We start from the raw sequence: 12,295 nt of genomic DNA, 5'->3' as shown, positions 1-12,295 counted from the left end.
GCGCAGAATTTTACGCCATACCGTACCAGTATACACAAAAATATTTTACAGTGCAATGCTTACTTACGGATTCGTTACTTGTTCTACCATAAACTCATAAATTGCTTTACTTGTATAATAATCATAATGAAGTCCATCCATTGTGGCAAATAAACCGCTGTCTAATCCGTTTTTGATATAGCCATACGCATCTATCACAGTCACCTTAGGATCTAGCATTTGTGTCAACGCCGAATTAAATGCCAACACCTCACTGTTTTTTTGCTCCCAATGTCCGTTGCACGGTCCAATTGTCATATAGTAAATGGGAATATCGTATTGCTGTACAAGACCATTTACATAATTAATGTAGTCGGAGGCGACATGAAGATCATTTACGCCAAACCAGATGACAAGCGCATCGGCCTCTTCAAGATGAGATACTGCATTAGGAATGCCAACTGCACGCATCCAGCTGCAGCCCTCGCCTCCCTTTGCCACTACAATGCTTTCGTTTGTATATCCTGTAAAGGTTGCTTCATCAATGTTATAAAAAACATGCTTTGGATACTCTGCTTCGTCATATATCTGTGAGCAGTAAAGACAAACAGTTCTGGAATCTCCTGTCAGCAAAATTTTTTTATCTCCCGCCAGGCGAATCGGCCCAGCGCTGCTGTTTGCCTCTTCAACTGTTACCGTTCCTGCCGGGACAGCTGTAAAGCCAACCGTTTCCTTTTCCTTATCCTCAACAGATGCCGACTCTTTTTCAGACAAATCTTCTTTCGTTGACATTTCCTGATTTTCGCTTGCCTGCACACTTTTTTCTTCTTGTACAGAATCCTCCTGCAAAAGAGCTTCATAAACAGGCTCAAGCTTTGACTCTACTGCCTTGCAGCCGCCAATTGCTGTACAAAATGTAAAGATTGCTGCTGTCAAAATAACTTTTACTTTTCTTTTCATCCTAGTTGTCTCTCCTGATCTTTTGACCGTTTTGCCTGTTTTACTCATATTTTTGTACATCAGAGCGAACTGCCCAGCGAAACTTAGTTGAGCGTGCTCTTGGATTAGATGCACATTCCTTTGCAGACGGACGAATAACATCCTTTGCTATGTCACTGTAAATGCCTTCTCTTGCATAGTACTGGAATGATTTTTTTACCATGCGGTCTTCACCAGAATGAAATGTTAATATAGCAGCCTTTCCGCCCGGCTTTAATATATGAGGCAGCGCCTCTAAGAAAGAATCTAACACTTCAAATTCACTATTAACATCAATTCGCAGCGCCTGAAATACTCGCTGACATGTCTTTTTTACAGCTTCCTTCGGATTTTCCGGCTTTGTGCGAAGAACGACCTGCTCTACAATCTCCCTAAGCTGACTAGTTGTCTCAATTGGCTGCTTCTTTCTTTTTGCTGACATTATTGCTCTTGCAAGCTCTTTTGCAAGCGGTTCATCTGAGTTTTCAAAAAGCATACCCTCAATCTCTTCTGCATCCATTTCTTTTAGACGCTCTGATGCCGGAACTCCCGCCTGCGGATTTAATCTAAGATCAAGCGGTCCTTCCTCGCGAAAAGAGAAGCCGCGCTTTGGATCATCGATCTGCATAGAAGAAACGCCAAGATCAGCAAGCACAAAATCAAGCTTTCCAGCCTTTTTTTCAATCTCAGCAATATTTGCAAAATTCATCAGACAAACATCCCATACATTCTCACCATAACCCTGATCTCTCAGACGCTTCTTTGTTTTTTCTGACTCAATCGGATCGACATCAAGTGAGTACAAATGGCCTTCACCCTTAAGACAGTCAAGAATCTTCTGTGTATGACCTCCATAGCCAAGTGTCGCGTCAACGCCTATCTGGCCGGGCTTCACATCTAAGAAAGATAAAATTTCTTCCACACAGATTGGTCTATGTGTTCCTGCCGGGGTGTTTCCCTTTTGAATGATATGCTCAGCCGTCTCTTTATATTTTTCTGGCTGCAGCTCCTTATATTTTTCCTCAAATTTTTTCGGATATTTTCCTTTATAACGCACACGTCTTTTGTGCGGTGTCTGCATATCGTCCCCTGCTTGCACGTTTGGTGTGTTCTTAATATTTTCCTTTCTGTTCTCTTCCATATATAATCAATTCCTTCCACTTTTATATTTCATTTTGTGATGCAATCTTTTTAATCGTACCACACAAAAAAAATTCTGTAAAGGAAGAAATCTGCGCAAAAAAAGACTGACCGGTTTTCCGGCCAATCTTTTTGATTTATTATTTTCTAAGCAAATAAAATACACTTCTGAAGAATCCCATGATCACGGCGCTATATCCAGTGATTAAGAATGTCATAAATCTCCATTTTTCATTGAAGGAACCACCAATTGCACCTCCTGCCACACATACAATAAATGCAATTGCTGCCCACAATACAATATTGATTCCTACAAATATTACCTGCTTCATTGATTTTTCTATATCTGAATGATTAATTGCGTACCACATTGATGCCATTTTCATAATATCTTACCTCTCTTTCTGACACCAATATACTCCATTCAAACATAGCCTTCTATCTTTGTGCGGTAAATCAAATGTAAATTTTATGAAAAATCTGTTGCCTTTTTAATCGCAGTATTGGAGCTGCCATCTGCATCTGAAGCATTTGCATTTTCTTCTGGCTCTTTATTCTCATGCTCCTCAAGAGTTTCCTCTGCGTCAATCTCTGCAATAATATCAGCTGGTCTTTCTTCATCTGCCTCCTCTTCTGAGAAATTAACAAATGAAAGATGATCAAGTGTCTCCTCTGCAATGCTGACACAATTATCAACAATTCTGTCTAAGCTGTACATAATTGCAGAATAATCTTCTGTCATAGAAGCATCGCAAAGTCCCTCGTTGACACGCGCAATGTGAGCACGCTTTAACTGCTTCTGTGCCTTTCTCATCTTATTCTTTTTCTTTACAACGGTGCGGGCGCGATCTAAATCGCCATCCTTAACTGAACGAATGGCACGATCAAACAACTTTCTTGAGATCTCTATACAATCCTGCAGCTCTCCTGTTGCCATCTCTGAGAATGATTTTCCGCCCTGTGTAATTTTTTCATGAACACCTGCAATTTCCTCACAGCGGTCTGCAATACGTCCAATATTATTTGATACATACAAAAGACCTGCCGCCTGACCTGACTGCTGCTGTGTTAAATTTCCGCTTGAGAGCATCTTCGTTACATATGCAGCAAGATCATCTTCCATTCGTGCTGCCTGTCTGCGATATGTCTTGTACTGCTCTGTGGCTGCCTCGCTCTGTGTTTTGTCGGAAGAAAAGCTTTCCTTAAGTGCAGTCAAAAGCTTGCTGCCAACCTCTGCCATATGCTCTAACTCTTCTGATACAAGATAAAGTGCTGCTGCTGGCTGTGCAATCACGCCACTCTCCAGAACACTTACCGGACCATCGTCTCTTTGCTTTTCTGTTCCTCTTATAATTGTAGTAACAATCTTTACCATAAATGGAATAAGTGGGAGCCATATAAGCGTACAAACTATATTAAAGGTGGTGTGTGCATTAGCAATCTGTCTTGAGATAACATCAATCTCATTTCCCTTTGGTGAAATAAATTGAACGAAGCGTGCAAAAAATGGAAGCACACACAAGAATACAACACTTCCTGTGATATTAAAAATACTATGTGCAATAGCAGTACGCTTTGCATTTTTAGACTGTCCAATTGATGCTAAAAGTGCAGTGATTGTTGTTCCGATATTGTCACCAAGAAGGATCGGAATTGCACCTGCTAATCCCATTACGCTCGTCACACCATCCGGTCCCGGCTGAGCTGCAAAATTCTGCAGTACGGCAATTGTTGCAGAACTGCTCTGTACAACAAGTGTCATAATCGTTCCCAGTGCCACGCCAAGAATCGGAATCTCCTTTACCTTTGCCATCAAATCCACAAAAATTGCACTTGTAGCAAGCGGCTTCATTACACTTCCCATTATCTCAATACCTTCAAACAAGATACCAAATGAGAAGATGACAAGTCCAATATTTTTTAACTGCTCCTTCTTGCAGACAAAGTTCATCATAAATCCGATGAAGATAAGTGGGTAAATATAATCGCTGATCTTAAATGCCATTAACTGTGCTGTCATTGTAGTACCAATATTAGCACCAAAGATAACAGAGATTGCCTGCGGCAGACTCATAAGTCCAGCACTTACAAATCCTATTACCATAACAGTTGTTGCGGAGCTGCTCTGCAAAACAGCTGTAACAAGTGCACCTGCTAATGCACCCATGATCGGATTCTTCGTCAGGAAGCTTAAGATTTTTTTCATCTTATCTCCTGCTGTCTTTTGAAGCGCATCGCTCATACCGTTCATTCCATACAAAAACAGTGCGAGACCGCCCAGCAGACCAAACACGATTTTTACATTCTCATTCATGATTTCCTCCCCCGGTTTTCCCGGATGTACATTTTTGTGCAAAACCTATTTATAAGATTTTGTCAGGAAACTGCTGTATTTGATATCACCATTGATATCAAAAATAGGAAGACCTGCAGATTCGCCTGCTACAGCCTTCCTATTCAATGTACCCTGATATCAGAAATCATGCTATCAGCTCTATGTGAGTTCTATGTAAATTTTATGTAAAATCAAGCTTATTTTCTCTTCACGCGAAGGAAAACTGTTTTATCCACTGGTGTGAGGGCATTGCAGAAAATGGTATAGCCGCCTGCATTTGTCTCTTCGCCCGAATAGTGACCTTGAAACTCATGTTCTCCAAAGCATGGACCAAATGACAAAATCTGCTCTCCTAATGCCAGCTCCACATCACCGCTTCGAACAATCATGCCCTGTCCTGCTTCTGCCTTTAACCAGAATGCATCGTTTCGTACAACTGTTCCTGCTGGAACGCAAAGCTGCAAACGAAGTGGAAGCTTCTCTAGTCCTTCTGTGTGAAGTGCAATTTCCAGACCATCTTCATGCTCATGAATTGTTACCTTTGTTGTCAGTGTGCGTGGAATCTTTAATGATCTTTTTTTCTGATCCATCTGCCACCAGTCACTTGTATTAGGCTTTTCTGCCCATGGCTCATAATACCAGACATTAGCACTTGCTGTCAGTTCACATCCATCCTTAGTCTGTATTAACTGCTGAGCAACAAAGTTTCGCACCTCACAAAAGCTCTCGCCTATTTTAAAGCAAACATCCATTCCATTGACATTCACATACAAAAAGGCTGTTTTTCCTTTCAATGCTGTATATGCATAGTTTTCCCTTGCCACACGAAGCACACCTGAATCTGAGAAAAGCTTTCTATATTTCTTTATAAAGCCGCTTCCCTCTAATGTACACTCTGCCATCTGCTCATACAGCATCAAAAGATACAGACAATCCGGTGCATCATCTCCTCTTGCGATACAGCTTCTTATGATCTGATGGGCTGCCTTTAAAAATTCATCGCGATGCTCACCTGTGACATTTCCTCTTGTTGCCATATACAGATACTGATGAAAATACAGATCAGGCCATACCTTTTTGCCGCGGTCCTGTCTTGTGGAATTTTGTGTAAAGATAGTGCCGTCAGGTTCAAAATACAGCTCCATCATATGAAGATTTCTCTCTGGATATGACAAATATTCCTTGTTCTTTGTCATCTCATAAAGATTGATCATTGCATCGTTGACAACGCAGTTATAGCCTCCTGTAGAGCGCTCTGCATACTCTCCGTCTGCATTTCCATCAATTCCTTCATTAAAATACTTTTCCGTGCGTGCTTTGCAGCTCTTAGCAAATGATTCATCTCCGGCAAAAACATCTGCAGCCTGCATAAGTGCTGCGCAAATTGCCCAGCGATGATTCGGTGTGTGGAAACCGCCGTCACGAATGGCGGCTGCTGCCTTTTTCATTATCGCAAGATATTTTTCCTGAAGTGAGGATGTATCTACATCATTTTCAAATTTTTTCATAAGACGATATGTCTTATCCATCGGATGATAGCAAAATGCTGTGTCTGGTGCGGAATGGAAGTTGCACACTGTATAGTCAAAGCTTCCGTCCTCATTTTGGTTTCGCGCAACAAAATCTATTGCCTGCTCCATTGCTGTTCTAAGTGTCTCATCCTTATAAAAACGACTCTGCGGATACAAATACACAGACATTGCCGCGCGCAGAGCAAACACGGTAGGCTTTACATCTACTACTAAGCCTTCCATACCGCCGTCTGCCAGAGTGCCCTCATCATGTACCTGTACCTTTAGAAAATGCTCGGTGATCTTTTCCGCCGAAACAAGAATATGTGCCATATAGCGTTTCATTTTACTGTTCTCCTTCGCTGTCTTTCTACGTTTTGTTTCTATTTATTATTTTTTCTTTGTCTTTTCCATCTGTTCATTATCTCTTAGACACAGACAAATTGAGTATAGCACATGCCTATCTGTTTTCAAGCATATATTCACAAAAAGCAGTTTTGCATAGTTCTAAATCGTTTCAAAAAATTTAGAGGCAAACCACATCTTGATCTGCCTCTATCTTTCAATTTGTTTATATTTTAAATTTGCTTACTCTTCTACCATGCTTAAATTACACACAAATATACAAAATACGCTGCATAACCAAGCAGCATCAAAATTCCGCAAGGCTTTCTAAGCTCTTTCTTTTTAATTGTTCCACCCCAAAGCAATACTCCACTGAGAACTGCGATGATTGTATCAATGATAAATTTACGTTCAAATGGAACAGAGCAAATGAGTGCTGCTGTACCTATTACAAATAAAATATTGAAAATATTGCTTCCTACTATATTTCCTATGGCGATTCCGGCGTTTCCTTTTCTTGCTGCCGTAACTGACGTTACGAGCTCTGGAAGTGATGTTCCAAATGCTACAATAGTAAGACCAATAAATCGTTCACTCATTCCAAAAAATCTTGCTATTTCTGTTGCACCGCTAACGGCAAAATCACTTCCCATTACTACCATAACTCCGCCAAGCACCATGAAAAGAAGACATTTCCATACTGGTATATCTTTTACATTCTCTTCTTCCTGCTCTGTACCCTTTTTTGACATAATATAAAGGTATCCGAGATAGAGCAAAAATAAAATCCAGAAAATAACGCCCTCCATAAATGTTATCTTGGAACCTGTAATTCCAAATATCATAAGTATCACGGTAATTATAAGCATGAACGGTATTTCATAATAGAACGTTGATTTTTGAATTGAAACATTCGTAATGACTGCTGTAATTCCAAGAATTATCAATATATTTAAGATATTACTTCCAACAATATTTCCGATTGTGATTCCTGCATTATTGTCTAATGCTGCCGTAATGCTTACAGCTGCTTCTGGCAAACTCGTTCCCATGGCAACTATTGTAAGTCCTATTACAAGCTGCGGTATTCCAAGCTTTTTTGCAATGCTTGCTGCTCCCTCCACAAACCAGTCCGCTCCCTTTACCAGCAGAAAAAATCCCACCAGCAAAATCAACACTTGTAGCATCATACTACCTACCTCTTTCTTATTTTATTTGCAGCAGGTATAAAAAAAGAGACTCCTACTGCATTGCAGTAAAAGTCTCGCTGTTTCATCACTTTCCGAGTTATTTTTTAATAACTGTACTGACGAAGAAGTGCACCTATTTTGGTCAGCTACTCCCTTTTATTGGATTCATTTTACCAAAGTCATTTTCAAAAGTCAACTACATATTTTTTATGAATGTTAAATTACTTTTTTGACATAGTCACGCGGATTTGATGGAATAGTTGTATTGGCAAAGCTTACATGGATGCCATCTTCTGCTTCTGTCAGCGTAAGTGTATCCTCCTCAAGAAATTCAATCTCATATACACGAATAGTCAATACACCGTTCTTTACGCCCCACGCACCAATGACAGGCGTATCCATACTGTCTTTCTCTGTGTAAAATGGAGAACAGTGTACCTTACGACTAATTTTGCTCCAGCAGCCTCTCTCTGCGCGGTACCAAATCTCACCGTCTTTTCCTGTCAATGTAAGCATATTGCCTTCGATGTTCAATGACAAATCAAAAAAGCTTGTGAGTGAAAGATTGATCTTTTTGAATGCATCTGGTACTGCTGATCCATCATCTTCTGGCAGCGGGCGCACATAATGCAGCTCATTCAGGCGTTTTTTCAATACTTCCATTGTCTTTTCATCCTCTGACAATGGCTCATCCTGATATTTCAGCAATACCTCATCGTAATAGGCGTTCATCTCACCCTGCATATCACTAGTTACAGCCGTCATGGCAAGTACCGTATCTGTTTCTTTGTGGATAATGCAAAACTGTCCATACATACCGTCTCCGCGCACTGCATTGTGGCGACATCTCCACATCTGATAGCCGTATCCCTGCGCCCAGTCACTGTCTGGATCATCTCCATTTTCAATCTGCTTTGAAGTGGCCATATCAATGTAGTCCTTTGGAACTAACTGAATACCATTCCATATGCCACCCTGCAAAATCATCTGTCCAAGCTTTGCGATTACCTCAGGATACAGTGAGAATCCAAAACCGCCCACGCAGATTCCTTTTGGATCACGTAGCCAGCGCGTACCTGAAATTCCCATTGGTGTTAACAGTTTCTCCTCCAGATAATGTTCCAGATCGATTCCTTTTTTCTTTAACGATTCTGACAACATATAGGTAGCAATTGAATTATAGCGGAATACCTCTCCTGGCATCTCATGAAACGGCTCACGCAAAAATGCAGACACCATGTCATCCCAACAGTCGCTGCCTCCTGGTTCCTTCTCCTGTCCAGTCGACATGCGAAGCAGATGGCGCACGGTAAGCGAATCAAGCTCTTTTCCTACCTGAATCTTTCCGTTTTCAATTTCCGCTGCAAATAAATCTATGATCTTTTCATCAAGGTCAATCTTTCCTTCTCCAGCTGCAATTCCAACTGCCATTGAAGTGAAGGTTTTGCTAAGAGAATATACGGTCCGCAGCTGTGTTGCATCATACGGCTCATACGAAGCCTCACATAATACCTTTCCATGACGCAGCAGCATAAAACTTGTTATGTTGATATGTTCCTTCTCCATCCGATCCATCATATTAATAATACACCGTGGATCAAGCCCCGCCTGTGCCGGCGTGATACGTTCTAATTTTTGTTCCTGCATAAGATAATCCTGCTACTCAAAATATGTGTAAATATACTCATATTGAGAATTGTAGGTTCTCACGAACACTACTTACTGCTTCACCGTGTATGCTTTTGACGAACCGAAGTTCTGTCTACTCACAAGTTCTTGTACACTCCACAGTCGTCAATTCCCCAGATAGCCCTGGGTACATACTTACGGTTGCGTTCAATTATGCAATTTCGTAAGTTACTGCATCTTTCAAATTAAGTGCCGCATTTCGATCACGATCTTCTATATAGCCACAACTGCATCTGTAAATTCGATCTGAAAGCTTTAAATCTTTCCTGATGCATCCGCAACTGTGACATTTTCTTGAAGACGGATACCATCTGCTTACTACTCTTAACTCAATTCCTTCTTCGTGGCATTTTTTCATGAGCTTTTCTCGAAACTCATAAAATTTCTCTGATGCCACTGCCTTTGAAAGATGTCGATTTTTCATCATACCTTTTACATTCAGATCTTCAATCGTTATATACGATGGTTTGGTTTTCACCATCTCTGCGATTGTCTTATTGATGTAATCGGTTCGAATCTGATTAATTCTTTGATGAAGTTTTTGTACCCTAAGCTTTTGTTTTTGTATATTTGCTCTTTGAGCAGACTCTCCTTTCCTCATTTTCTTTAAATTCTCATATTTGCGAGACAGACAGCGCTGCGCCCGTCTCAACTGTTTTTCAAGCTTTTTGATTCGGCTTGTTTTGTTGATATTTTTATAAATTTTACCATTTGAAAGAACCGCAAATTTTTTTAATCCAAGATCAATTCCAATTCCTTCTGTTTGATCTTCCTTCGATTTGACCTGCAAATCCACAACATCCACTAAAACGGATACATAGTATCGACCCGCTTTTTTCGAAACGGCTCCGCTTCGAATCCGCCAGCCATCTTTCGTCGTTGGCAGATATCCCTTTTCCTTTAGTCTCACCCAGCCAAGGGTGGGAATGTTAATTCGATGACGCTCACAATAGCAGTCTTTAGGATTATTCTTTACAAAATACATCTTTACATCTGAGATATCTTTCTTTTTGAATTTAGGAAATCCACTCTGATGTTTAAAAAATCTTGTAAATGCTGTGCATCCGCATTCAACTGCATGTTTTGTTGCCTTTGAACTGACTTCCTTTATCCATGAATATTCAAGATGTGTCGGCAGATATTCATTATTCAGCCATACGCTAAAGGACTTTCCACTCATGAATTTTTCTCCCTGCTCATAACGTTTTAAGTTATAAGAAAGATAAAAATTGTATAGATACCGACAGGTTCCAATTGTCTTATTGATCTTCGTTATCTGCTCCGGTGTAGGATTGATTTCCGTCTTGAAGCTCTTTAGCAAGTCCATCATCTCCTTCTATTTGTTTTTTATACTTACGAAGTCCATACAATCTGCAAGAAAACACATGAAGAATGGAAACGATATCCTGTACAAGCTCCTCCTGTGGTGATAATGATTCATTATTTACTACCACAATTGTTGTATTAAATTTCGCACAGAATCTTTCAAACCAATCATATCCAAAGCGAACAAAACGGTCTCTATGCGTTATCACAATTGTTTTGATTTTTTGTTCCATCACCTCATCCAATAATTCATTCCATTTCTTGCGGTTGTAATTAAGACCACTTCCATATTCTTCTATGCATTGATCTACAATCATGCCTCTTGCATTGCAAAACTGACGTAAAAATGCGGTTTGGTTTTGTAAATCATCTTTTTGATTTTTTGTAGACACTCTGGCATAGAGAATAACTTTGCGTGTATCATCTTCTGTTATCCCTTTAAATTCAAGATACTGTTTGTAAGTATAATAACGCCTATTGGTTGGTGTACGATTTGCTGTAAGTGTTCCTTCTCGATCCCACCGCTGTAAGGTCTTAACAGAAACACCCAACAGCTCTGCAAATTCCTTTGGTTTGTAATTTGTAATGTTTGATGTGTTCATAATACCTCCTTTGAGGATATTTAAACACATTAAGGCATTATTGTTAATAGATTTAATTACATATTGTATTCTCCTCTTACTTATTCCAACATACCTGCTCCGCAATTTTACGAATTTTTCCAAGAAGAGCAAAATCCTGCATGCCTGCTGACTCTGCAAGAAATTCATTACTGATCTTTCCTGCTTCCTCTCCAAAAATTTTCGCAAGCCATGTGCAGGCAAGCGCGTAACGTCCATATAAATAATTCATATGAAATCCATCTCTGCAAAGCGATATTCCGCCTTCACGCACATTAAATTCCTTTTCCTTTCGCAGCGTCTGGATCACATCACCGCACGGAATTAAATCCAGTCCATACTTCTGCGCTTCTTTATAATAATTTGCTCTCAGTTTCTGATACATCTCATCCTGATCTCTATGATATCGTGCGAAACAGTCATGCTTGCTGTCAACCTCATATGCCCAAGTTTCCTGCAGCATAAACTTAGCCCACGGTGCTTCCTTTTTGATGTATTCTGCTATCCATCCCATAAATGGTTCATACGTGTCAAGCCAGCCACTGTCATGACTGGACTGCTGTGTGACAATATAATCCCATTTTTCTTCTGCGAGTGCATCCTGAATAGACACCTTGTTTCCCGTAGCTTTTCCGTTTAACTGATATTCATAGTCCTTCGCCTCATTTTCAATATTTCTCCAATGACGTTCCAGACTGCAACCTCCGATATACAAATTAACTACCTTTGTATTGATCCCTCTTGTCAATGCCAGATCATGTAAAAAATGAGTTGCATCCTCTCCAAAACTATTTCCAATTACAAGAATTTTATAAATCTCCATAAATCTCCTTTCCACCGGGACAGGTACCGTGGCTTTTTATCTGTCCCCCACTGGTTCACAAAACGCCATATTTCTAATTTTGATTATACACAGCAAGACATGCGTTTGCAAGAGCAATAACACCTATAAAAAAATTTGCTACTAACAAAACAAAAAAGAGGACACGCGCCTTTTGGCGCATGCCCTCTAACTATCTACACTATCTAATATTTTTATCCTTCAATTGCGATATGCTTCTTCTCTTCTACTGCTGGCTTTGCTTCCTTCTTTGCAACAGTTACTGTCAGCATACCATGCTCAAAGTGAGCCTTGATATCATCTTCGGTTGTATCCTTGCCAACATAATAGCTTCTCTGGCA

The 12,295-nt window shown here is 40.1% G+C and carries 11 protein-coding genes; all 11 read right to left on the bottom strand.

Features of this window, described 5'->3' with window-relative positions; all coding sequences use genetic code 11:
* Positions 1–63: 63 nt before the first annotated feature.
* Positions 64–939: an SGNH/GDSL hydrolase family protein gene (locus tag LKD48_RS13755; RefSeq protein WP_262538392.1), complete on the bottom strand. Its 876-nt coding sequence runs from the start codon at positions 937–939 to the stop codon at positions 64–66.
* Between the two features lie 40 nt (positions 940–979).
* Positions 980–2,038, bottom strand: coding sequence for a 16S rRNA (cytosine(1402)-N(4))-methyltransferase RsmH (gene rsmH / locus LKD48_RS13750; protein ID WP_308732322.1), 1,059 nt, complete (start codon positions 2,036–2,038; stop codon positions 980–982).
* 199 nt (positions 2,039–2,237) lie between these two features.
* Complete coding sequence (locus tag LKD48_RS13745) at positions 2,238–2,483, bottom strand: hypothetical protein (RefSeq protein ID WP_308732311.1); 246 nt, start codon at positions 2,481–2,483, stop codon at positions 2,238–2,240.
* Between the two features lie 83 nt (positions 2,484–2,566).
* Positions 2,567–4,411: a Na/Pi cotransporter family protein gene (locus LKD48_RS13740; protein ID WP_308732310.1), complete on the bottom strand. Its 1,845-nt coding sequence runs from the start codon at positions 4,409–4,411 to the stop codon at positions 2,567–2,569.
* A 218-nt stretch (positions 4,412–4,629) separates the two neighbouring features.
* Entirely contained in the window at positions 4,630–6,288 is a 1,659-nt protein-coding gene (locus LKD48_RS13735) for a hypothetical protein (protein WP_308732309.1), read from the bottom strand.
* Between the two features lie 260 nt (positions 6,289–6,548).
* Positions 6,549–7,478 (bottom strand): calcium/sodium antiporter, encoded by a 930-nt coding sequence (locus LKD48_RS13730; protein WP_308732308.1) that lies wholly within the window; start codon positions 7,476–7,478, stop codon positions 6,549–6,551.
* A 216-nt stretch (positions 7,479–7,694) separates the two neighbouring features.
* A complete protein-coding gene (locus tag LKD48_RS13725) occupies positions 7,695–9,125 on the bottom strand; it encodes a serine hydrolase domain-containing protein (RefSeq protein WP_308732307.1) in 1,431 nt (476 codons plus the stop codon).
* Between the two features lie 193 nt (positions 9,126–9,318).
* Positions 9,319–10,497: an RNA-guided endonuclease InsQ/TnpB family protein gene (locus LKD48_RS13720; protein ID WP_308732306.1), complete on the bottom strand. Its 1,179-nt coding sequence runs from the start codon at positions 10,495–10,497 to the stop codon at positions 9,319–9,321.
* Complete coding sequence (locus tag LKD48_RS13715; protein WP_308732321.1) at positions 10,427–11,080, bottom strand: IS607 family transposase; 654 nt, start codon at positions 11,078–11,080, stop codon at positions 10,427–10,429. Before LKD48_RS13715 ends, LKD48_RS13720 begins: the two co-directional genes overlap by 71 nt.
* A 91-nt stretch (positions 11,081–11,171) precedes the next feature.
* Entirely contained in the window at positions 11,172–11,936 is a 765-nt protein-coding gene (locus LKD48_RS13710) for a DUF4886 domain-containing protein (RefSeq protein WP_308732305.1), read from the bottom strand.
* 212 nt (positions 11,937–12,148) lie between these two features.
* The coding region (locus LKD48_RS16575; protein ID WP_308732320.1) for an Hsp20 family protein at positions 12,149–12,295 on the bottom strand (147 nt) is incomplete at its 5' end.

Origin of the sequence: Anthropogastromicrobium aceti (assembly GCF_020687335.1) — a bacterium.
In the GTDB taxonomy this organism is placed as follows: domain Bacteria; phylum Bacillota; class Clostridia; order Lachnospirales; family Lachnospiraceae; genus Anthropogastromicrobium; species Anthropogastromicrobium aceti.
The sequence above is the reverse complement of the archived record's forward strand: the minus strand, read 5'-3'. Positions and strand labels throughout refer to the sequence as shown.

Bases quoted from the DNA above. Each gene is read 5' to 3' on its own strand.
- LKD48_RS13710 (WP_308732305.1), bottom strand. From the start codon at position 11,936: ATGGAGATTTATAAAATTCTTGTAATTGGAAATAGTTTTGGAGAGGAT.
- LKD48_RS13740 (WP_308732310.1), bottom strand. From the start codon at position 4,411: ATGAATGAGAATGTAAAAATCGTGTTTGGTCTGCTGGGCGGTCTCGCA.
- LKD48_RS13745 (WP_308732311.1), bottom strand. From the start codon at position 2,483: ATGAAAATGGCATCAATGTGGTACGCAATTAATCATTCAGATATAGAA.
- LKD48_RS13735 (WP_308732309.1), bottom strand. From the start codon at position 6,288: ATGAAACGCTATATGGCACATATTCTTGTTTCGGCGGAAAAGATCACC.
- LKD48_RS13730 (WP_308732308.1), bottom strand. From the start codon at position 7,478: ATGATGCTACAAGTGTTGATTTTGCTGGTGGGATTTTTTCTGCTGGTA.
- LKD48_RS13720 (WP_308732306.1), bottom strand. From the start codon at position 10,497: ATGATGGACTTGCTAAAGAGCTTCAAGACGGAAATCAATCCTACACCG.
- rsmH (WP_308732322.1), bottom strand. From the start codon at position 2,038: ATGCAGACACCGCACAAAAGACGTGTGCGTTATAAAGGAAAATATCCG.
- LKD48_RS13755 (WP_262538392.1), bottom strand. From the start codon at position 939: ATGAAAAGAAAAGTAAAAGTTATTTTGACAGCAGCAATCTTTACATTT.
- LKD48_RS13725 (WP_308732307.1), bottom strand. From the start codon at position 9,125: ATGCAGGAACAAAAATTAGAACGTATCACGCCGGCACAGGCGGGGCTT.